Origin of the sequence: Salmonella sp. GDC200615 (assembly GCF_050574145.1) — a bacterium.
Lineage (GTDB): Bacteria > Pseudomonadota > Gammaproteobacteria > Enterobacterales > Enterobacteriaceae > Salmonella > Salmonella enterica.
This window is the reverse complement of sequence record NZ_CP192247.1, coordinates 4,572,079-4,594,714: the sequence shown is the minus strand read 5'-3', so window position 1 is coordinate 4,594,714 and position 22,636 is coordinate 4,572,079. Positions and strand designations below refer to the sequence as shown.

The following is a 22,636-nucleotide window of genomic DNA, read 5'->3' as shown; positions in this document are numbered from 1 at the left end:
AGTAATGGTAAGAATTTACACACAAAGTTATCCACAGGTTGTTTTGCGAGCGATCCTGAAGATCGACAAAACTTTTCCGCAAATGCGGCGAAAAACTCAAGTTTTCCTCCTGTATGTGGCATCCTTTAACCATAATCTGTTAAACAGGCACGGACATTATGGTTCAGATCCCAGAAAACCCACTTATTCTCGTAGATGGCTCATCCTATCTCTATCGCGCCTATCATGCGTTTCCGCCGTTAACCAACAGCGCGGGAGAACCTACGGGCGCAATGTATGGTGTCCTCAACATGTTGCGCAGCCTGATCATGCAGTATCAGCCGACGCATGCTGCGGTGGTGTTTGACGCCAAAGGAAAAACCTTCCGTGATGAGCTCTTTGAACACTACAAATCGCATCGTCCTCCGATGCCGGATGATCTGCGAGCGCAAATAGAGCCGTTACATGCCATGGTTAAAGCCATGGGGTTACCTCTGCTGGCAGTCTCTGGCGTAGAAGCGGATGACGTTATCGGTACACTGGCGCGAGAAGCGGAGAAGGTGGGGCGTCCGGTATTAATCAGCACCGGCGATAAAGATATGGCACAGTTGGTGACGCCGAATATTACGCTGATCAACACCATGACTAACACCATCCTCGGCCCGGATGAAGTCGTTAATAAGTACGGCGTGCCGCCTGAGCTGATTATCGACTTTCTGGCGCTGATGGGGGACTCCTCGGATAATATTCCAGGCGTACCAGGCGTGGGTGAGAAGACGGCGCAAGCCTTGCTTCAGGGATTGGGCGGCCTGGATACGCTGTACGCCGAGCCGGAAAAAATTGCCGGTCTCACTTTCCGCGGCGCCAAAACGATGGCCGGTAAATTAGCGCAGAATAAAGACGTAGCGTACCTGTCTTATAAACTCGCCACCATTAAAACGGATGTTGAGCTGGAGCTGACCTGCGAACAGCTTGAAGTGCAGCAGCCGATTGCGGATGAACTGCTGGGCCTGTTTAAAAAATATGAGTTCAAGCGCTGGACGGCGGACGTCGAGGCAGGCAAGTGGCTACAGGCAAAGGGCGCGAAACCGGCGGCCAAACCGCAGGAAACGGTCGTTATTGATGAATCGCCCAGCGAACCGGCAGCGGCGCTCTCTTATGAAAATTATGTCACGATTCTGGACGACGTTACGCTGGAAAGCTGGATTGAAAAGCTGAAAAAAGCGCCAGTTTTTGCTTTCGACACGGAGACCGACAGTCTGGATAATATCGCCGCCAACCTGGTGGGCCTCTCGTTTGCTATCGAACCTGGCGTTGCCGCGTATGTACCTGTCGCGCATGATTATCTGGACGCTCCGGATCAAATCTCCCGCCAGCGTGCTCTGGAGCTGCTGAAGCCGCTGCTGGAAGATGAAAAAGTGCGCAAAGTGGGGCAAAACCTCAAGTACGATCGCGGCGTCTTGCAAAATTACGGTATTGAGCTGCGCGGTATCGCCTTCGATACCATGCTTGAGTCTTACATTCTGAACAGCGTCGCCGGACGCCATGATATGGACAGTTTGTCCGATCGTTGGCTGAAGCACAAAACTATCACCTTTGAAGACATTGCCGGTAAAGGTAAAAACCAGCTCACCTTTAACCAGATCGCACTGGAGGAAGCGGGGCGCTATGCGGCAGAAGATGCGGATGTCACGTTACAGTTGCATCTCAAAATGTGGCCTGAGCTCCAGCAGCACAAAGGCCCGCTGAATGTTTTCGAAAACATCGAAATGCCGTTGGTGCCTGTACTGTCACGCGTTGAGCGCAATGGCGTAAAAATCGATCCTGCCGTCCTGCACAAACATTCGGAAGAAATCACGCTACGTCTGGCGGAACTGGAAAAGAAAGCGCATGACATTGCGGGCGAGGCGTTCAACCTGTCCTCGACGAAGCAGTTGCAGACCATCCTGTTTGAAAAGCAGGGTATTAAGCCGCTGAAGAAAACGCCTGGCGGCGCGCCGTCAACGTCGGAAGAGGTGCTGGAAGAGCTGGCGCTGGACTATCCGCTGCCGAAAGTGATTCTGGAGTATCGTGGTCTGGCGAAGCTAAAATCCACCTATACCGATAAGCTGCCGCTGATGATTAACCCGAAAACCGGGCGCGTCCATACGTCCTATCATCAGGCGGTAACGGCGACGGGACGTTTATCGTCCACCGATCCGAACCTGCAAAATATTCCGGTGCGCAATGAAGAAGGCCGCCGCATTCGTCAGGCATTTATTGCGCCTGAGGATTATCTCATCGTGTCTGCGGACTATTCACAGATTGAGCTGCGTATTATGGCGCATCTTTCCCGTGATAAAGGACTGCTCACGGCGTTCGCCGAAGGGAAGGATATTCACCGCGCAACGGCGGCGGAAGTCTTTGGCTTGCCGCTGGATAGCGTGACCGGGGAACAGCGCCGAAGTGCGAAAGCCATTAACTTTGGCCTGATTTACGGGATGAGCGCCTTCGGTCTTTCTCGCCAGCTTAATATTCCGCGTAAAGAGGCGCAGAAGTATATGGATCTCTACTTCGAACGCTACCCTGGCGTGCTGGAATATATGGAGCGCACCCGCGCTCAGGCAAAAGAACAAGGCTATGTGGAAACGCTGGAGGGACGCCGCCTTTACCTGCCGGATATTAAATCCAGCAACGCGGCGCGGCGCGCGGGGGCGGAACGCGCGGCGATCAATGCTCCCATGCAAGGAACGGCTGCCGATATCATCAAGCGCGCCATGATTGCCGTCGATGCCTGGCTACAGGCCGAGCAGCCACGCGTGCGGATGATTATGCAGGTACACGATGAATTAGTGTTCGAGGTGCATAAAGACGACTTAGATGCGGTAGCAAAACGTATCCATCAGTTGATGGAAAACTGCACGCGTATTGATGTGCCGTTGCTGGTGGAAGTCGGTAGCGGAGAAAATTGGGATCAAGCGCACTAAGCATTTAAGGAATAACGCGCTTTTTTCGTAATTAAGCAACATAAGCACGGGGGTTTTGTGATGGGTATTAGAATTCCCTATGTAAAGAATGAAAAAAATTACGAAAAGGTCTTTCTGTGTTGCTCAAAAAAGAGTAAAGTTATTCACGTAGGGTACAGAGGTAAGATGTTCTATCTTTCAGACCTTTTACTTCACGTAATCGGATTTGGCTGAATATTTTAGCCGCCCCAGTCAGTTTATGACTGGGGCGTTTTTTATTGTGCGCAAGAAAAGTTTCGCTCACACCGTAGGCCGGATAAGACGCGCAGCGGCGCCATCCGGCATAGCGGGTGATTATTCCCCGTCCTGAATCTCTTCGACCGGTGCCAGTTCACTAAACCAGCTATCCAGCTTCTGACGTAACTTATCCACGCCCTGCTTTTTCAGCGAGGAAAACGCTTCTACCTGCACATCGCCATTAAAAGCCAGCACGGCTTCACGTACCATATTCAACTGCGCCTTGCGCGCGCCGCTGGCCAGTTTGTCCGCTTTGGTCAGCAGAACCAGAACCTGGATATTGCTCTCTACAGCCCACTGGATCATCTGTTGGTCGAGGTCTTTCAACGGATGGCGGATATCCATTAAAACGACTAAGCCCTGTAGGCTTTGACGTTTCTCCAGATATTCCCCCAGCGCGCGTTGCCACTTGCGTTTCATCTCTTCCGGGACTTCCGCATAGCCATAGCCCGGCAGGTCGACCAACCGTTTGCCCTCTACGACTTCAAACAGGTTAATCAATTGGGTACGGCCCGGCGTTTTAGAGGTGCGCGCCAGGCTTTTTTGGTTGGTCAACGTGTTCAGGGCGCTGGATTTGCCTGCATTGGAACGGCCAGCAAAAGCCACTTCAATTCCGCAATCGGAAGGTAAATGGCGAATATCAGGCGCACTCATCACAAAATGCGTCTGTTGATAATTCAGGTTAGTCAAAGCGGTCGTCTCCGTCAGTCAAAGCATTGTGGCGATTATACCTGAACGCCAGCAAAAGACGGATTTTTCGGCGCGGCGGTGCTGTAAGTAAAAGCCATACGCTTTGTGAGACATTGACCATTGCACTTATGCGACATGGCAGAGTCGTTGTCAGGCTCAAAGCCAGTTAATATAGTTAAATTATGAATTTATAGAAAGGTAATTGTCTGAAAAAAAGGGATTTGCCGTGTCGGTATCCTGTGAGTTTACCCCAAAAGAGTAAAGTAATGCACATAGCGAGGACGCTAACAGGATCAACGACTCAGGATGAGGGTCAGGAGCGCCAGGAGGCGAAGACACAGGATTGTCAGGAAGACAAACGTCCGGAGACGTTAGTAAAAGGAAATGGAAACAACATGGAATGTTCCAGGCTAAGGGAAAAACAGGGCGTGTTGATAGCCAACAGGGATGGTGGAACCCGTTAAGGGTCGTGAGTCAAGAAAAAAGGCGGCAGATTACTCTGTCGCCTTTTTTCTTTGCTTGCTTTCTGCTAGATTCCGCCTCAATTCTATACTGAATAAAACGGCTTAAAGATCTGACATCATGAAAAACCAACCTCTGCACCGCGCAGTAAAGCCTTTGGCAAACAGCGTCGTAAAACGCGTGAAGAGTTAAACCAGGAGGCGCGCGACCGTAAACGCCTGAAAAAACATCGCGGTCATGCGCCGGGAAGTCGCGCGGCGGGCGGCGGCAATCAGAATCAACAAAAAGATCCACGTATTGGCAGTAAAACACCTGTTCCATTGGGCGTGACTGAAAAAGTGACCCAACAGCATAAACCGAAAAGTGAGAAACCTATGCTTTCACCGCAGGCGGAGTTGGATTTACTGGAAACGGATGAGCGCCTGGATGCGCTGTTAGAACGTCTGGAAGCGGGCGAAACCCTGAGTGCGGAAGATCAAGCCTGGGTAGATGCCAAACTGGATCGTATTGATGAACTGATGCAGAAGCTTGGTCTGTCTTACGATGACGACGAAGAAGACGACGAAGAGGACGAGAAGCAGGAAGATATGATGCGCCTGCTAAGAGGCGGCAACTAACGGGTTTACACCGTGGGCTTGCCCGTCCTGCTTATAACCCTTCCGGTTATATGTTATCTGGTGTGGTTATTCGTTAAACTACAGCGATTGTCGCGGCGACAGAAATGGCTGCGCAGCCGGCTTGCCGCCCGTCATGGCGTGAAGCCGGTACGCCGTACCCGCCAGAGACGCCATCGGAAGGAGTGAGCATGTCTGAACAGCAAATAGACTGGGATCTGGCCCTGATCCAGAAATATAACTATTCCGGGCCACGATATACCTCGTACCCAACCGCGCTGGAGTTTTCTGAAGACTTCGAGGACGCCGCATTCTTGCAGGCTGTGGCGCGTTATCCTGAGCGTCCGCTCTCGCTGTATGTGCATATCCCGTTTTGTCACAAGTTGTGTTATTTCTGCGGCTGCAACAAGATTGTCACCCGCCAACAGCATAAAGCTGACCAGTATCTTGACGCGCTTGAGCAGGAAATTCGTCATCGCACGCCGCTGTTTGCAGACCGTCATGTCAGCCAGCTTCACTGGGGCGGCGGTACGCCTACTTACCTGAATAAAACGCAAATCAGCCGCTTAATGACGCTGTTGCGTGAAAATTTCCACTTTAATACCGATGCGGAAATCTCGATCGAAGTCGATCCTCGTGAAATTGAGCTGGATGTGCTCGATCATTTACGTGCGGAAGGTTTTAACCGCCTGAGTATGGGCGTGCAGGACTTTAATAAAGAGGTGCAGCGCCTGGTTAACCGCGAGCAGGATGAAGAATTCATCTTTGCGCTGCTTAATCACGCCCGCGATATCGGCTTTACCTCGACCAATATCGATTTGATCTACGGTCTACCGAAACAGACGCCGGAAAGCTTCGCTTTCACGCTGAAGCGTGTGACGGAACTGAACCCCGATCGTTTGAGCGTCTTTAACTATGCGCATCTGCCAACGCTTTTTGCCGCCCAGCGTAAAATTAAAGATGCTGATTTACCCAGCGCGCAGCAGAAACTGGATATTTTGCAGGAGACGATCGTATCGCTTACCCAGGCTGGTTATCAGTTTATCGGGATGGACCATTTTGCCCGTCCGGACGACGAACTGGCCGTCGCGCAGCGCGAAGGCGTGTTGCACCGTAATTTTCAGGGCTATACGACCCAGGGCGATACCGATCTGCTGGGGATGGGGGTTTCTGCTATCAGCATGATTGGCGATGGCTACATGCAGAACCAGAAAGAGCTGAAGCGTTATTACCAGCAAGTGGATGAGCGGGGCAATGCGCTATGGCGTGGTATTACGCTGACCCGTGATGATTGCATTCGTCGCGATGTTATCAAGGCGCTGATTTGTAACTTCCGCCTGGATTTTAACGCTGTCGAACAGCAGTGGGGTTTGCATTTCGCTGAGTATTTTGCCGAAGATTTGCAGTTACTGTCGCCGCTGGCGAAAGATGGGCTGGTGGATATTAGCGAGAAGGGAATTCAGGTGACGGCGAAAGGTCGTTTGCTGATCCGCAATATCTGCATGTGCTTTGACGCGTATCTGCGCCAGAAAGCGCGGATGCAGCAGTTCTCGCGCGTCATTTAGCCGGGTTGCCCGGTGGCGCTGCGCTTACCAGGCCTACACGTTGCGACAACCTGTAGGCCGGATAAGCATTAGCGCCATCCGGCACATTGTCAGCTGAACAGTCCCACCAGCGCGGCACACAACACGGCGGCTAGCGCAGTTTGTGGCGTGTGGCTGTCGACCGCTCCACTCGATACCAGATTAATAATAGATTCTAACATAATGAATCCCCCCGTTTGCCGGGCATGATCATACTGAACTCATCGGAACAGTAAAGCGCAAAATAGCAGCGTTTTGCGCTCAATTATTAATCTTTACACTCGCGGGTAATGTTTACTCCATTCCCAGCTCTTTCAACTTCCGCGTTAGGGTGTTTCGTCCCCAACCGAGCAGCCTGGCGGCTTCCTGTTTATGACCCTGCGTATGGCGTAATGCCGTGGTCAGTAGCGTTCTCTCCAGTTCTGGCTGCGCTTCAGAAAGCAGGTTTTGATGACCGGATCGCAAGGCGCGGTCCGCCCATTGTGCCAGTAATGTAGCCCAGCTATCCGGCGGCAGGTGGGACGGGCTATCCGGCGTCGAGGCTTCAAACAGTTCGCCCGGTAAATCCTGGATCAATACCTCCTGTCCGGCGGCCATGACGGTGAGCCAGCGGCAGGTATTTTCTAACTGACGCACGTTACCAGGCCATGCCAGGCGCGTTAACGCCGTTTCGGTTTCCGGATGTAATAATTTGGCTTCCACACCTAATTCACGGGCGGCGACCTGCAAAAAATGGCGCGCCAGGCGCGGAATATCCTCACGGCGCTCGCGCAACGGCGGAAGATGGATACGAATCACGTTCAGGCGGTGGAACAGGTCTTCGCGGAATTTCCCTTCCTGAACGCGTCGTTCGAGGTTCTGGTGGGTGGCGGCGATAATGCGCACATCCACTTTTACCGGCGCGTACCCGCCCACGCGGTAGAACTGTCCGTCAGCCAGCACGCGTAACAGACGAGTCTGGACATCCAGCGGCATATCGCCAATTTCGTCCAGAAACAGCGTGCCGCCGTCAGCCTGCTCGAAACGGCCCTGCCGGATGGTATTCGCCCCGGTAAAAGCGCCTTTCTCATGGCCAAACAGTTCGGATTCAATCAAATCTTTCGGGATGGCCGCCATATTGAGCGCGATAAACGGCGCTTTGGCGCGTGGGCTATGGCGGTGAAGCGCATGGGCGACCAGTTCTTTACCGGTCCCTGATTCGCCGTTAATCAGCACGCTAATCGAAGAACGCGACAGCCGACCAATAATGCGAAACACATCCTGCATGGCGGGCGCTTCGCCTATCATGTCTGTTGTCGGGCCGTTAACCTCGATATTACGCGGCTGCTGCTGCTCCTGATAGTGGCTAATCGCGCGCTCGACCAGAGCGACGGCTTCATCAATATCAAACGGTTTAGGCAGATAATCAAACGCCCCCTGCTGATAGGCGCTCACGGCGGCATCTAAATCGGAATGCGCGGTCATAATGATGACCGGAAGCATCGGGTGACGCTGTTTAATCTGCTTTAATAGCGCCAGCCCGTCCATTCCCGGCATTCGGATATCCGACAGCAAGACGTCCGGCGTTTTACTGGCCAGCGCAGCCAGTACTTCATTACCATTCTCAAAGGTGGTACAGGTCAACCCTGCCCCGGCGAGAGCACGTTCAAGCACCCAACGGATGGAACTATCATCATCGACGACCCAGACTATTCCTCGTTGCATAAACACCTCTATTTCCGAATCGGCAGGTAAACCGAAAACTCGGTATGCCCCGGCCAACTGGTAAATTCAATTTTGCCGGCGTGTTGATCGATAAGATTGCGGGCGATAGATAACCCAAGCCCGGTGCCGCCTTCGCGACCGCTGACCATCGGGTAGAACAGCGTATCCTGTAAATGGGGAGGAATGCCCGGCCCATTGTCTTCAACGTCTATACGCGCCGCCAGGCGATAGCGTTCGCCATGCAGCGTTAACTGGAAGGCGGTACGGGTACGCAGCGTAATTTCGCCGCCATCCGGCCCCAGCGCCTGCAAGGCATTGCGGACAATATTCAGCAGTACTTGCTCAATTTGTTCCGGGTCATGCGGCAGTTCTGGCAGACTGGGGTCGTAATCGCGGATAAGCCGGACATTATCCGGCAGTTCCATCGACACCAGCGCCACCACGCGCTCCGCGACTTTATGTATGCTCTCGGTAATGTGCATTCCCGGGTGCTGCGGCCCCAGCAAACGATCGACAAGGTTGCGTAGCCTGTCGGCCTGTTCAATGATGACTTTGGTATATTCCGTTAGCGCCGGGTCGGGCAGCGCCTTGCTGAGTAGCTGCGCCGCGCCGCGCAGGCCGCCGAGCGGATTTTTGATTTCGTGTGCCAGACCGCGCACCAGATCGCGGGCGGCGATTTGCTGCGCGTGCTGCAACTGCTCCTGACTCAGACGACGCTGGTTATCCATCGGCGCCATTTCGAGCAGTATAAAATCGTCGGGCAGACGTTGGGCGGTCAAAGAGAGAATATGCGAGCGACTATCAATCACCAGCGTCACTTCGTTATCGGTAAAGCCTTGCCCTGCCGCTAAACTTTCGCGCATCAGGTCAATGTTTAACGAAAAATAGCTCAACAGTTCAGGTAACGGCGTCCCGAACAGTTTGCGTGAGCTTTGCGCGAGCAACTGCTGCGCGGCAGGGTTGGCGTAATGGATTGCCAGCGCGTCGTCGACCACCAGCACGCTGTTGATTAACGAATTGAGGATCTGCCCAGCATCGGGCTGTATGCCGCTTGCCATTCAGCAGTCTCCTGGAAAAGGTTGCACCATTTTAGTGCATTATAGCTTTTTACCACTAAAAAGCGCGTGAGATCAGATTGTTGGTGGAGAAAAAAGCCCATCCTGGGATGGGCTGAAAGTTTCCACGGCAACTCAAAAACTCCTGACGCCTTTCACGCTGCTGCTGCGTTGGCTGCCTTCGCTTACCCCGGTCACATCGCTATCTATGCTCCTGGGGATGTGCTCAGTTGCCGCCTTGCAGCAACGCGAAATTCGTCGGATTTTTAATATACGATTAAACGCTGTAGTACAGCTCAAACTCTACCGGGTGCGGGGTCATACGCACGCGGTCATCTTCTTCGCGACGCAGCGCAATATACGCATCGATCGCTTCATCCGTGAACACGCCGCCTGCTTTCAGGAACTCGCGGTCCAGATCCAGCGCGTTCAGCGCTTCTTCCAGAGAACCCGCTACCTGTGGGATCTCTTTCGCTTCTTCCGGCGGCAGATCATACAGGTTTTTGTCCATGGCTTCGCCCGGGTGAATCTTATTCTTAATCCCGTCCAGACCGGCCATCAGCAGGGCGGCAAAGCACAGATACGGGTTAGCCGCCGGGTCCGGGAAACGCACTTCGATACGGCGCGCTTTCGGAGACGCCACCACCGGAATACGGATGGAGGCGGAACGGTTACGGGCGGAGTAGGCCAGCATCACCGGCGCTTCGTAACCCGGGACCAGACGCTTGTAGGAGTTGGTGGTCGGGTTCGCCAGGGCGTTGATGGCTTTGGCGTGTTTGATGACGCCGCCGATGTAGTACAGCGCCTGCTCAGACAGACCGGCATATTTGTCGCCAGAGAACAGGTTGGTGCCGTTCTTCGCCAGCGACATGTGGCAGTGCATACCAGAACCGTTATCGCCGAACATCGGTTTTGGCATAAAGGTCGCGGTCTTACCGAAGCGGTGAGCCACGTTATGTACGACATATTTGTAAATCTGAATTTCGTCGGCTTTTTTGGTCATGGTGTTAAAGCGGGTCGCCACTTCGTTCTGACCTGCGGTCGCTACTTCGTGGTGGTGCGCTTCAACGACCAGGCCCATCTGCTCCATGACCAGACACATTTCAGAACGGATATCCTGCGCGGAGTCAACTGGCGGAACCGGGAAATAACCGCCTTTCACGCCCGGACGATGGCCTTTGTTGCCGCCTTCATATTTGGTAGAGGAGTTCCAGGCGCCTTCAATATCGTCAATCGCCACATGTGAGCCGGAGATAGATGCGCCGAAGCGGATGTCATCGAACAGGAAGAATTCAGGTTCCGGCCCAAACAGGACGGTATCGGCGATACCGGTCGCGCGCAGGTAGTCTTCCGCACGTTTTGCGATGGAACGTGGGTCACGGTCATAACCTTGCAGAGTGCCAGGCTCCAGGATGTCGCAACGGATAATCAGGGTAGAGTCCGCGAAGAACGGGTCAATCACTGCGGTGGATGCGTCTGGCATCAGCACCATGTCAGATTCGTTAATGCCTTTCCAGCCGCCGATAGAGGAGCCGTCAAACATTTTGCCTTCTTCAAAGAATTCGGCATTTACCTGATGAGCAGGAATCGTGACGTGCTGTTCTTTGCCTTTGGTATCGGTGAAGCGCAGATCGACAAACTTCACTTCGTGCTCGTTCAGCATCGTCAAAACGTGTTCAGCGGACATACTTGTACTCTCCCGGATTGGTCATGGTCGGTCGTCGTGGTAACGAGATCTTCAATTCTGCTGGCCGTGTCGCCGTAAAAATATAAAGCGAAATCTGTGCCAACTTTCACATTGCCCCCAAAAGGCGTTATCATGCGTACCATCGTGCAAAAGGGCTGCACCACGGTGACTATGTTGCACCAAAATAGTGCTTTAATGTGAACATTGAGCACCACATTGGTGCAATAGAACGCAAGCCACCCTTTTAACGCTCCGTGAAAGCGATCACAAAGAGACTCTGCAATACTTGTTTGCGGAGGATGTTTGTGATCCTGTTTTGTAGTGCGATTAATCCGTGTACAATAACGCGCTATTTCTAATGCCTGAGGCAAAGTTGTGATCGAAAATTTGCGTAACATCGCCATCATCGCGCACGTTGACCATGGTAAAACTACCCTGGTTGATAAGCTGCTCCAGCAATCCGGTACGTTCGACGCGCGTGCCGAAACTCAAGAGCGAGTGATGGACTCCAACGATTTGGAGAAAGAGCGTGGTATTACTATCCTCGCTAAAAACACCGCTATTAAATGGAATGATTACCGTATCAACATCGTTGATACTCCCGGGCACGCTGACTTCGGTGGTGAAGTAGAGCGCGTCATGTCCATGGTTGACTCTGTGCTGCTGGTGGTTGACGCATTTGACGGCCCGATGCCGCAAACGCGCTTCGTGACCAAAAAAGCCTTTGCTCATGGCCTGAAACCTATTGTGGTTATCAACAAGGTTGACCGTCCTGGCGCGCGCCCTGACTGGGTTGTTGACCAGGTATTCGACCTGTTTGTTAACCTCGACGCGACCGACGAACAGCTGGACTTCCCGATCATCTACGCTTCGGCGCTGAACGGTATCGCGGGTCTGGACCACGAAGATATGGCGGAAGACATGACCCCGCTGTATCAGGCGATCGTTGATCATGTTCCGGCGCCGGACGTTGACCTCGATGGTCCGTTGCAGATGCAGATCTCCCAGCTGGACTACAACAACTATGTTGGCGTTATCGGCATTGGCCGTATCAAACGCGGCAAAGTGAAGCCGAACCAGCAGGTCACTATCATCGATAGTGAAGGGAAAACCCGTAACGCGAAAGTAGGTAAAGTGCTGACGCATCTGGGTCTGGAGCGTATCGACAGCGATATCGCCGAAGCGGGCGATATCATTGCGATCACCGGTCTGGGCGAGCTGAACATTTCCGACACCATCTGCGACCCGCAGAACGTTGAAGCGCTGCCGGCGTTGTCCGTTGATGAGCCGACCGTGTCTATGTTCTTCTGCGTTAACACCTCGCCGTTCTGCGGTAAAGAAGGTAAGTTTGTGACTTCTCGTCAGATTCTTGACCGTCTGAACAAAGAGCTGGTGCATAACGTGGCGCTGCGCGTTGAAGAAACCGAAGATGCGGATGCGTTCCGTGTATCCGGTCGTGGCGAACTGCACCTGTCCGTGCTGATTGAAAATATGCGTCGTGAAGGTTTCGAACTGGCGGTTTCCCGTCCGAAAGTTATCTTCCGTGAAATCGACGGTCGTAAACAAGAGCCGTACGAAAACGTGACGCTGGACGTCGAAGAGCAGCACCAGGGGTCTGTCATGCAGGCGCTGGGCGAGCGTAAAGGCGACCTGAAAAACATGAATCCGGACGGTAAAGGCCGCGTACGTCTCGACTACGTGATCCCAAGCCGTGGGCTGATTGGTTTCCGTTCAGAATTCATGACCATGACTTCCGGTACGGGTCTGCTGTACTCCACCTTCAGCCATTACGACGATATTCGTCCGGGTGAAGTGGGTCAGCGTCAGAACGGCGTACTGATCTCTAACGGTCAGGGTAAAGCGGTGGCGTTTGCGCTGTTCGGTTTGCAGGATCGCGGTAAGCTGTTCCTGGGTCACGGCGCGGAAGTTTATGAAGGCCAGATTATTGGTATTCACAGTCGCTCCAACGACCTGACGGTAAACTGCCTGACCGGTAAGAAGCTGACCAACATGCGTGCGTCTGGTACGGATGAAGCGGTGATTCTGGTTCCGCCAATTAAAATGAGCCTTGAGCAAGCGCTGGAGTTCATTGATGACGACGAACTGGTAGAAGTCACCCCGACCTCTATCCGTATCCGTAAACGTCACCTGACGGAAAACGATCGCCGCCGTGCGAACCGTGGTCAGAAAGAAGAGTAATTAACGTTCTTACGGATAAAAACCCTGCCGAAATGAAAGCTCGGCGGGGTTTTTTTATTCACGTTGAGAAAGGGATAAGGTTGCCAAAAAATCAGCAATCGCTGGCGTATTATGCCGACCAATGACGCTGTCCGCATAAACCTTTGCCCGGGCGCTGGCATTCCCCATCGCTACGCCCAATCCGGCTAAACGTAGCATTTCCGCATCGTTATCATTATCGCCAAACGCCATCACTTCGCGCATTGCGATATGCTGTTGCTGTGCATATCTGGCGAGGCTTTGCCCTTTGCTACACCCCTTCTGGAGAATATCCAGTTGATGATGCCAGGACCAGGTACAGCTTAGCTGTAATTCATGCTGTATAAACTCAGCAATATTTTGTAGTTGTTTTATGTGCCGATGAACGACGCTGATTTGCCAAATATTCTCCCTACTGCTTAGCTCATCAGCCTGAAAGATTATTTTATCATCAGCACGAATTGTCGGTTTAAGCGGATATACCCGCGCCAGTATTTTTTCCGTTTGTAAGTGCGTCAGCGGCAGTGGATGAAGGATCTGCTGTTGAGCCGGTTGATAAATATAACTTCCGTTACAACAGATCATCGGTTCGGTGAGCGCCAGCGTTTGATAATACGCATAGGCTTCACGATGAGAGCGGCCGGTGACAAGCATTATTCGGCAGCCCATGTCTTGCATCTGACGGATGGCGGTTAGCGACTCTGGCAGAATTTGTTTATTACGGTTTAGCAGCGTTCCATCAAGATCAAAAGCGATTAAACGATATCGCATGAGCGCCCGATCCTAAAACAGCGTGAGGTATCCAGGTGATTCAGCAATGGAATATCGAGACGGTGCTGATAAGCGAGAAAACAGTGGCATTGTTTTGCCTGGCAGGCGGGAGAATTAAGCCGTTGCTGATATAAATTACCCATTTTAATTTTGCTGATATGACAAGCAAAAAGATCGCCTTCTGCATTCATAAAAATACTTTTTCTTCCTGCGGTACAGATATCCAGCTGCGCTGGCCACTGCTGCGTTTCAACCACATACAGCGGATCGAGTTCGCTGAAGGCGATGGTTTCCTCAACGGTATGCCGGGTATTGGCACACTCGTTGGCGTTAAACCAAAAATAATTCTGGTCAGGCAACTGCTGGCGTAGCCAACGAAACTGGGCGATATCTTTCATACTGGCGACAGCCCCCGCGCACCAGGTTATTCCGGCGGCAGAGAGCGCTAAACACTGCTGGAGAAAGCGCTCAGCGGTAATTTGTGAGGGATGAAAAGAACACCATAACCGAAGCTTTGAGATATCTCCGCCGCCGGCACGAAATGATTCCAGCAATGACATTAACGAAAAAGAGGCGTTAGTTTGTATGCCGACCGCCTGAACATGAGGATAGCGGCTAATTTCTGCCAACGCCGCCATGTAATAACGCAAGCGTAGCGCCTCGCCATAAGGCGTAATCATCACATTCAACGGCGTACCTAAAAGAGGCAAATGGTCAACCATGCGCCATAGCGCGGCTTCGTCGCGTTTTTTATCGTTGCGGGCGTGTTTATGGAACGGGCAATAGCCGCAATGATAATTACACGATTTAAGATAGCCGCGATAAAACAGCGTGTGAATATCGCGCAGGGCGGGGGCGCTCATCTCTGCCGATTCTCCCGTAGCATCACCTCAGGCGAAACGAACACAGGAGCAAGGCAATCGGATAATGCCATACCGGTCTCCGTTAGCCGGAGGCGACTGCCATTCTGATAGCAGTAACCCTGCCGTATGAAGAGTTCAAGGTCGGGGAAATCCCTTAGCGCATCGCTGGCAAAATATTGCTGATAATCGCTAAGAGAAAGTCCCTGCCAGAAAAATAGATTTTTAATGATAAAGCGGCGTTTCATTTCATCAGGGGGAAGCAGATAACCGTGATTAATGACGGTTTTATCCGGGCTGTCGATAAACGCCTGAATGATTTTTCGTGATGTTTGCAGGTTCGACGACCACGGTGAACAGTAATGCAGATTGCCAAGATAACTTCTGCCGCCCGCGCCGAGCGCCAGTGAGTTTTCAAATCCGCAGCTTTCCGCCGCGGCGGATGGCGCTGGATTAAGGACGAAACGGCGCATGGACGTTTGGGTGTAGCCCGCGTTGCGTAAAAGATCGCGGGCTAAAACGTAGTAGCTATGCATATTTTCCTGGCGAGGCATATTATAAAGCGGATAAAGGAACAGCTCTTCCGGTTGATAAACGAGCGCCTGATGTAACGATTCCGTCAGGCTTGCGTGAGTCTGGCCGGGAATGCCATAAATAATATCAATATTGAGTGATGGAAAATGACCCGCCTTTAGCCATTCCAGCGCCTGGTGCGCGCTGGCGGCATTGTGGCGGCGGTGCAGCGTATGTAACTCGCTATCATGAAAACTTTGTACGCCAATACTGACGCGATTAACGGAAAAGGCGTTTAATAGCGCTACTTTTTCTGCCGTGGTATCCGTAGGGGAAGTTTCAATCGTTTTATAAATATTCCAGTCAACATTGAGCACATCAAAGACGGAAAAAAATAACTTCTCTAATTGCGCAATATTTAATAGCAGAGGTGTGCCGCCGCCTACGGTAAAGCTTGCCCAGTGGGCGGGCGCCAGCGCCATTTGTCGGCCCTGGGTAATAATCGCGTCGATATAGCTATCAATGAACGTATTATCTGCGCCAGTGCAGGTAAATAAATTACAGAACCCGCAGCGACTTTGACAAAAGGGCATATGAACATACAGATGTGTGTCGTGCTCGTAAATCCGCGGTTTTACTTCGCTAAAGCTGACGTTCTCCACCTCCCGATAAGCCGTCTTATGCGGATAACTGTACATATACTGACGATAAATATCATTGTTATTCATATTAATGATTACAGCTCAGCAAGAAATGCATATAGGGAACGGTATTAACGATCGGATGATTAAAACTATGGAAATATTTCCCGTCTTCGCCATAGCAGGTACCGTGATCGGAGCAGACAATAACGAACGTTTCGCCGCCGGTTTGGCGGAAAATGTTTAGTAATCCGTCGATGCGGGCGTCGATATAGCGTAGCGCGGCGGCATGGGTCTCAACGGTATCGCCAGGGGCCGCGCCCTCAACGTAAAAATGGTTAGGGTAATGAATCGTGTCGATATTGATATACATCATGACCGGTTGGCTGCCAGCACGCTCGGCCATGATTTTCTGGATATAATGGATCTGGTTATCCATACTTTCTTTAACCGTACAGGCAAATCGTGGATGCCAGTAACTCTCTTTAAACATCGACGGGAACACTTTTCCCATGCCGGAGCGGTTATTAAAGAAAGAGACGCCGCCAATACAGATGGTCTGGTAGCCTTTATTTTCCAGACTTTTTATCCATGTTGCGTCATCAAAGGCAAATGCATTTTTCGGCCCTTTACGACCAAGTCCGATATCTTTTGGGAAAAACAGCATGGTCTGATTAACGGTATCATCAATAGGTTTTGGCATAAAACCTGAAAACATGGCGTGATGCGAAGGCCAGGTAAAATTACCGGCCGCCTCGCATTTCGTCCATTGTCCATAATGATTAAGGTTGGGCGTATTTCCGGCGGTTTGTTCCTGAAGCGCAATATCGTAGCGTAACGAGTCCAGCACAATAAAAAGAATATGAGCGTTATTACTAATTAGCGTATTCATATCGAATTCGCCATCGCCTGTGTCAATCGACGCGTGCAGCGAGACGGGGACTTCATCCATTGAATTATACATTTTGCTTCCTCATGGCCCGGATTTGCGCCTGATAAATTAGATTATTCTGCTGCGCATCCTGATAAATCAAATCACCCTGGCCATTAATTTCAATAACATACGGCGTCAGGCTGGTAGTAAGTAAAACATCAATACCCGCTAAGCGAATGCCAGGGAAAAGCCGCATGGCATTTTGACAGAGCGTATCGATCTCAGTCACTTTTGCGGCAGATAACTCCAGACTTTCGAAGCAGTAAGCCTGGTTTTGCAGATGTAAGTTAGTAATGGGCTGCGAGGAGGTTCTGACCACTCGCCAGATAATTTCGCCATCCAGGCAGACGATGCGTAAATCATAGGTTTTATGCTTTACGTTGGCTTTGGGCAGCCACTGTTCGACGAGGTTTTCCTGCTGAAGAACGCCATCAATAATGAGCTGGATATCTTCTTTCTGACGATACTGTTGGATTTTTTTGCTGTTAAATAGCTGTTGTCCTGATATGGCAATCGCGCTGTAAAGCACCTGCTTTATGCCATCAGGGTGGCGGCGCAAAGCGATAACGCCCGCCGCGCCAGAACCCAGCGAGGGCTTAATGAACACGCTGGCGACCCTTTTTTCCTCCATGATGGCGGTGAGCTGTACAAAACTTTTTACGTCTTCCGCTACCAACGGCGGCGTGGGGATGCCGTGTTACAGTAAGCGCCGCTTGCAGAGTTTTTTATCCAACAGGTGAATGAGGCCCGCCGGATGGTTAAGCCAGGTGACGCCAGGACGCGCCGCCATGTTCTGCAAAAAATGGATATAGTCCAGACCGATCGCGTTTATTTTGCGGATGTCTGTTTCACTGTGTACTGGCGGGTCGATTTTAACGATGCCAGAGGTCAGCGAAGCGTCCAGCGCTTGCGGATGAGTCAGCGCCGTGACGGGTTCCCCAAGTACGGCGGCAGCCTGCATAAAATAATGCGTGCGCTTGCTCTGACGGGGGCCAATGAGCGTAATCACAATAAATCCCTTTATCGTTGTGTAGGGGAATGTGCACATTCCCCTACACAATCACTCGGTGTACATCGCATTCATATAAATATCGCCATCGTAATCATCAGGCTCCAGAGCTTCTGAAAGATTCAGGTTTATCGGCAGTGTGGCTTTTAGCTTTTCCTGCATCTCCGGCGTCAAATAGTGGTGGTGGAGATCGAGTGTTTCCAGATGCGCAATTCGGTCTTTATGCTCCAGCAGCGCCTCTGCGCCGTTGTCCGTTAAGGTACCGCATGAGAGTTCCAGCACGTTAAGCTGCGGCAGGATATTACTTTCCAGCACCCGGCGGGCGATATCATCCTGCTCTTCGCTGTTCATCAACCCCAGATGGGTGAGCTGAGGGAAAAGGTCTTTCGATGCCAGTGCCATCACGTCATCCAGCGAACCGTCAAAACCGTATTCCTCTACGCCCAGGAAGAGCTTCAGCGTTTTTAATGCAGGGAGCTGCGCATTTTGTAGTTCGGCAAGTACGTTAGAAGGGATGCCGCCGGAAATGATTTCCAGGTGCTCCAGTTTCTCATGATGTATAGCGCCCAGTCGCAGATCCGACGCGCCTTTAATAATCAGTTCTTTCAGATTGGGTAACGCCGCATAGAGCCTGGAATAGTCACCTTGTTTAATCCAGGAGATCTCGCAGTCTTCGCTCTCCATATCACCGATAAACAGTGATTCCAGGTGAGTAAAGCGGGAGGCGTTCTCCACAATCATATCAATAATAGGCTGGCAGGTTTCGTCTTCCCAACAATCACCCCAGTTACCAATGGTCAGTGAGCGAAGCTTTGGCAGATCTTCATCGGTTAAAATCAAATTAATGAGCTGTTCCTGGGTTAATTCATTGTCCCAATCAATATTAAATCGCTTATTCATTTGTTTCCCTTCTCTATAAGCATGAATATGGTAAAACGTTTTGCGAATATTATCATGGCGCTTAGAGACGGGATATCGGGAGTCTGATTCAGGATGAATGAGCGGGCAGAACAACTACCCGCTGTGATGCAGATTCGAAAAATAGAGGCGATAATATCAGAAGAAATACTTCGCCCCGATACGAATCTGGTTTTGCTCTCTATGGTAGGGACCCACGTTACGATCTAACCAGCGTAATTCAAAGTAGGGCAACCAGTGTTCATTGATACGATAACGGAAGGTATTAGTGATTTCCCAATGATGCTTCGTACCATTACTACTATTAAAATCATTAACGTTATAAAAATAGTGTGGTTCAAAGGTATAAGAAAATTTATCGGTAATGATAAAATTCCAATAGTTACCGATTTCATAGCTGTCATTATTATCCAGTTCGCCATTCAAATCGGTTGAACTATAATTATTGTGATTATATCGGTTACGTACCGTAAGATTAAACCACGGGGTAAATTTATAGTTAACATCCAGATAGACGGCGCCGCCGGAACCAATGCTTTTGTCGTTTATTAACCCCCCAGGCTGGATGGTTAATTTATCTGTAGGTTTAAATAATGGATACCAGCCCTCAATCTCATTATAACCGTGCTTTAATTCATCATCACGCTGTAGCGTATAGGTATTGGTCAACATAATTCCGGCCCCCATATCGGAGTTATAGCCGACGCGCAGCATAAACTCCATTTGGTCAGACGCCAGGTTATAGGCCTCACGGTTTTCTACATAAGCGCCAGCAAAAACAGAGGTGGATATTACTGAAGTTAATATCACTAGAGTATTCAGAGATTTCATAATAAATCCATTTTTCAAATATAGGGAAGCCGCCATCCATCGGGATGGATAAAGCGGCAAGCGTCGTTTAATTATTTACAGTAGAAATACTTTGTTTATTATTAGTCGCGACAATTTGATTACCTGTTTTCTTTCGTTGGGCAATTTCCTCGATAATAAAAGCGAAACGTTGTTCATTGAGCTTATAAAAAAAGCCCATCGTTAGTGCTGCGATAATGGCAAGACCGCAAGGCCATAAAAAAATGAGCTGACGCAAACCAAGCAACGTGGTGTCACTTTGAGCTATGTTGGGGATATAACCGATTTGCGTCAGCATAATACCTGGCAAAAAGCCAGCAAGCGCAGCGGAAATTTTGCGGGAAAAGGTATAACCCGTATACACCGAGCCTTCAGCGCGAATACCCGTTTTCCATTCACCGTAGTCAACCGTATCCGGAACCAGTGCCCAGTTCAGGCTGTTGACGAAAGCGGTACCGAAGAAGGCGATACAAGAGAAAATAACAAACAGGAATGACGTTCCACCCCAGATAAAATTCAGGATATCGCCAACGGCCCACAATATCAGACCACCAAGATAAACCTGTTTTTTCCCGAAGCGTTTTACCGCAGCAGGTACTAATAAAACACCAATCAGGATACAGCCCATGCTGAAAAAAACCATCCATGACAACAAATGAATATCGTTCAGCACGTACTGAGTGTAATAAACCTGAATGGCCAGCTTGATATTAAAGGCGGCCAGCGTGCACAAATTGGCAACGCAGAGCACCAGCAGCGGCGGATTACGAAAAATCGCGCAGAAGGACTTCAATATGCTGGGTTTATGCGTGTCAGGTACGGTTTCGATATACCGTTCTTTCACCCCGCTAAAGCACCACCACATGCTGAACAGCCCGCAGACCGAAAAAATGACTGCTGCAATCAGATAACCCAGCGAAGGGGAACGGGTAAACAGCGCCTGAATGGGCATAAAACCTACGGTACAAAGAAGAAGGCCAATGGTAGCGCCGCCTTGTCGCCATGCGGCGAGCTGGGCCCGCTCATGCGGATTTTTGGTAATAGCGGGTACCATCGCGCCGTATGAGCAGTTCATCAGGCTGTAGAACAGACCGAACAACATAAACAGCACCGTCGCGAAGGCTGTTTTAACGGGTAAAGTAAAGTGAGTGGCAAAGAATTGCGCAGTAGCAACCAGAGCGACTGGAAATGACGCATACAGAATAAAAGGCCGAAACTTTCCTTTTGTGCCAATATTACGGCGTGAGTCCAGCAATACGCCGGTGAGCATATCGGTAAAAGCGGTGAAGAATTTCGCCACCAGAAAGATAATTCCACCGTAATATGCAGGCATCCCGAGTTCATCGGTATAAAACTTCAGTAGATACAGCGTACCGATACACAGCATCAGATTTGAGCCGAAATCGCCCACGCCATAGGCGCATTTTTCCCGCAGGCTCAACTTTAGCGTTAGCGGATCATGATTAGACATAATCGCCTCTCAAAACGCCCCGCAGGGCGTTATATTTTATTGTTGTTAAACCGTATGTTTCCGGGCCTCAATCTCTTCCACAATTCGCACGTACATCTTCTCGTTGAGGTTGTAGAAACAGCCCATCGCAATAATGGTGATGACCGCCAGCACGCAAGGATAAATAAAGATCAACTGGCGTAGGCCTTCGACGGTGCCTGCCGATTGCACCACATTCGGGATATAACCGATTTGCGTTAGCATCCAGCCGGGGAAGAACCCTGCCAGCGCCTGGGAGATGGGAGACCTTACGGAAGAACGTGAAGCCGGTGTAAACCGTCCCTTCCGAGCGGACGCCGGTGCGCCATTCACCGTACTCCACCGTGTCGGAAACCAGCGCCCAGTTCAGGCTGTTGACGAAGGCGGAACCGAAGAACGCCAGGCAGGAGAAGGCGACAAAACTGACCGAGCCGCCGCCAAAGAAGTAGTTGAGCAGATCGCCTGCCACCCATATTAACAGCCCGCCGATATAGACTTTCTTCTTGCCAAAACGCCTTACAGCGCCGGGCATCAAAAAAACGCCGATAAAAATACAGCCCATGCTAAAGAAGCCCATCCAGGAGAGGAGGATCGGGTCGTTAAGAACGTACTGGGTGTAATAAACCTGAATCGCCAGTTTGACGTTGAAGGCGCCAAGAGTACAAAGGTTGGCGATACACAGAATAAACAGCGGACGGTTACCGGCGATGGCGCGGAACGACTGCAATAATCCAGGCTTTTGCGCGCTATCGACAGGTTTCACTTCGACGTAGCGCTCTTTAACGCCGGCGTAGCACAGCCACATAAATAGCAGGCCAAACAATGAAAATAGCGTGGCGGCGAAAATATAGCTGAGTTGGGCATTGCCTTCGATCAGGTTCATGACCGGCACAAAGCCAACGGTACACAGCAGCAGGCCGAGAGTGGCGCCGCCCTGACGCCAGGCGGCAAGCGAGGCGCGTTCATCCGGGTTCTTGGTAATCGCGGGTACCATCGCGCCATACGAGCAGTTCATCATGCTGAAAACCAGCCCGTACAGCATAAACAGCATCGTTGCGACGACGGTTTTTCCCGTCACCTCAAACGGTGTGCCGACAAAGTTAGCAATCGCCAGTAGCGTTACCGGAAATGCCGCGTAAAGCACGAACGGGCGGAATTTGCCCTTCGGACCAATTTTACGCCGCGAGTCGAGCATAATGCCGGTACCCATATCGGTAAATGCGGTAAAAAATTTGGCGATCAGGAAAATGATACCGCCATAAGTTCCCGGTAAACCAAGGACATCGGTATAAAACTTGAGTAAATAGAGGGTCCCGATATCTAACAGGATATTGGAACCTAAATCCCCCAGTCCATAGGCAAGTTTTTCTTTAAACGGCAAGCGTAGGGTTGCCGGATTCGATGATGTTTGACTCATTA

16 protein-coding genes and 3 pseudogenes are annotated in these 22,636 nt (G+C 51.0%); 5 read left to right on the top strand and 14 right to left on the bottom strand.

What is annotated here, in order from left to right; genetic code table 11:
* Nucleotides 1-158: 158 nt before the first annotated feature.
* Complete coding sequence (gene polA, locus ACQ29O_RS22280) at nucleotides 159-2,945, top strand: DNA polymerase I (protein ID WP_000249966.1); 2,787 nt, start codon at nucleotides 159-161, stop codon at nucleotides 2,943-2,945.
* Nucleotides 2,946-3,278: 333 nt separating this feature from the next.
* Here the strand turns inward: polA and yihA are convergent, their stop codons facing one another.
* Nucleotides 3,279-3,911 (bottom strand): ribosome biogenesis GTP-binding protein YihA/YsxC, encoded by a 633-nt coding sequence (gene yihA, locus ACQ29O_RS22275; protein WP_000183331.1) that lies wholly within the window; start codon nucleotides 3,909-3,911, stop codon nucleotides 3,279-3,281.
* A 239-nt stretch (nucleotides 3,912-4,150) separates the two neighbouring features.
* Between yihA and ACQ29O_RS22270 the strand changes: the two genes are divergently transcribed.
* The 3 genes and pseudogenes from ACQ29O_RS22270 (at nucleotide 4,151) to hemN (ending at nucleotide 6,552) form a co-directional block, all read left to right on the top strand.
* Nucleotides 4,151-4,375, top strand: a complete 225-nt coding sequence (locus ACQ29O_RS22270) for a hypothetical protein (protein WP_001541209.1) — start codon at nucleotides 4,151-4,153, stop codon at nucleotides 4,373-4,375.
* Between the two features lie 123 nt (nucleotides 4,376-4,498).
* Nucleotides 4,499-4,990 (top strand): annotated as a pseudogene (gene yihI, locus ACQ29O_RS22265) (Der GTPase-activating protein YihI); the annotation flags it as partial.
* A 188-nt stretch (nucleotides 4,991-5,178) separates the two neighbouring features.
* Nucleotides 5,179-6,552, top strand: coding sequence for an oxygen-independent coproporphyrinogen III oxidase (gene hemN / locus ACQ29O_RS22260; protein WP_000003529.1), 1,374 nt, complete (start codon nucleotides 5,179-5,181; stop codon nucleotides 6,550-6,552).
* An 89-nt stretch (nucleotides 6,553-6,641) separates the two neighbouring features.
* Here hemN and ACQ29O_RS22255 read toward each other — a convergent pair whose 3' ends face one another.
* The 4 genes from ACQ29O_RS22255 to glnA form a co-directional block, all read right to left on the bottom strand.
* Complete coding sequence (locus tag ACQ29O_RS22255; protein ID WP_001578131.1) at nucleotides 6,642-6,752, bottom strand: YshB family small membrane protein; 111 nt, start codon at nucleotides 6,750-6,752, stop codon at nucleotides 6,642-6,644.
* Between the two features lie 112 nt (nucleotides 6,753-6,864).
* Nucleotides 6,865-8,274: a nitrogen regulation protein NR(I) gene (gene glnG, locus ACQ29O_RS22250; protein ID WP_001188783.1), complete on the bottom strand. Its 1,410-nt coding sequence runs from the start codon at nucleotides 8,272-8,274 to the stop codon at nucleotides 6,865-6,867.
* Nucleotides 8,275-8,282: 8 nt separating this feature from the next.
* Nucleotides 8,283-9,332: a nitrogen regulation protein NR(II) gene (gene glnL / locus ACQ29O_RS22245; RefSeq protein ID WP_000146192.1), complete on the bottom strand. Its 1,050-nt coding sequence runs from the start codon at nucleotides 9,330-9,332 to the stop codon at nucleotides 8,283-8,285.
* A gap of 274 nt (nucleotides 9,333-9,606) precedes the next feature.
* Nucleotides 9,607-11,016: a glutamate--ammonia ligase gene (gene glnA, locus ACQ29O_RS22240; protein WP_001271699.1), complete on the bottom strand. Its 1,410-nt coding sequence runs from the start codon at nucleotides 11,014-11,016 to the stop codon at nucleotides 9,607-9,609.
* Nucleotides 11,017-11,391: 375 nt separating this feature from the next.
* Between glnA and typA the strand changes: the two genes are divergently transcribed.
* On the top strand, nucleotides 11,392-13,215 hold the full coding sequence (gene typA / locus ACQ29O_RS22235) for a ribosome-dependent GTPase TypA (RefSeq protein ID WP_000572064.1): 1,824 nt from the start codon (nucleotides 11,392-11,394) through the stop codon (nucleotides 13,213-13,215).
* Between the two features lie 54 nt (nucleotides 13,216-13,269).
* Here the strand turns inward: typA and ACQ29O_RS22230 are convergent, their stop codons facing one another.
* From ACQ29O_RS22230 to ACQ29O_RS22190, 9 genes and pseudogenes are all read right to left on the bottom strand, one after another.
* The gene (locus tag ACQ29O_RS22230; RefSeq protein WP_001270595.1) at nucleotides 13,270-14,004 is read right to left on the bottom strand and encodes a Cof-type HAD-IIB family hydrolase; all 735 of its coding nucleotides are present in this window, start codon (nucleotides 14,002-14,004) and stop codon (nucleotides 13,270-13,272) included.
* The gene (locus tag ACQ29O_RS22225) at nucleotides 13,989-14,867 is read right to left on the bottom strand and encodes an STM4011 family radical SAM protein (RefSeq protein ID WP_001576425.1); all 879 of its coding nucleotides are present in this window, start codon (nucleotides 14,865-14,867) and stop codon (nucleotides 13,989-13,991) included. Before ACQ29O_RS22225 ends, ACQ29O_RS22230 begins: the two co-directional genes overlap by 16 nt.
* On the bottom strand, nucleotides 14,864-16,105 hold the full coding sequence (locus ACQ29O_RS22220; RefSeq protein ID WP_001062069.1) for an STM4012 family radical SAM protein: 1,242 nt from the start codon (nucleotides 16,103-16,105) through the stop codon (nucleotides 14,864-14,866). The genes ACQ29O_RS22225 and ACQ29O_RS22220 overlap by 4 nt, the downstream gene beginning before the upstream one ends.
* Nucleotide 16,106: 1 nt before the next feature.
* Nucleotides 16,107-16,982, bottom strand: coding sequence for an STM4013/SEN3800 family hydrolase (locus tag ACQ29O_RS22215; RefSeq protein WP_000282799.1), 876 nt, complete (start codon nucleotides 16,980-16,982; stop codon nucleotides 16,107-16,109).
* Nucleotides 16,975-18,000 (bottom strand): annotated as a pseudogene (locus ACQ29O_RS22210) (STM4014 family protein). The gene ACQ29O_RS22215 and the pseudogene ACQ29O_RS22210 overlap by 8 nt, the downstream one beginning before the upstream one ends.
* Before the next feature lie 12 nt (nucleotides 18,001-18,012).
* On the bottom strand, nucleotides 18,013-18,861 hold the full coding sequence (locus ACQ29O_RS22205; RefSeq protein WP_001042089.1) for an STM4015 family protein: 849 nt from the start codon (nucleotides 18,859-18,861) through the stop codon (nucleotides 18,013-18,015).
* A 156-nt stretch (nucleotides 18,862-19,017) separates the two neighbouring features.
* The gene (gene ompL / locus ACQ29O_RS22200) at nucleotides 19,018-19,710 is read right to left on the bottom strand and encodes a porin OmpL (protein WP_000838828.1); all 693 of its coding nucleotides are present in this window, start codon (nucleotides 19,708-19,710) and stop codon (nucleotides 19,018-19,020) included.
* A 67-nt stretch (nucleotides 19,711-19,777) separates the two neighbouring features.
* Nucleotides 19,778-21,199: an MFS transporter gene (locus ACQ29O_RS22195; RefSeq protein WP_020937230.1), complete on the bottom strand. Its 1,422-nt coding sequence runs from the start codon at nucleotides 21,197-21,199 to the stop codon at nucleotides 19,778-19,780.
* A gap of 45 nt (nucleotides 21,200-21,244) precedes the next feature.
* A pseudogene (locus ACQ29O_RS22190) lies at nucleotides 21,245-22,634 on the bottom strand (MFS transporter).
* Nucleotides 22,635-22,636: the final 2 nt, after the last annotated feature.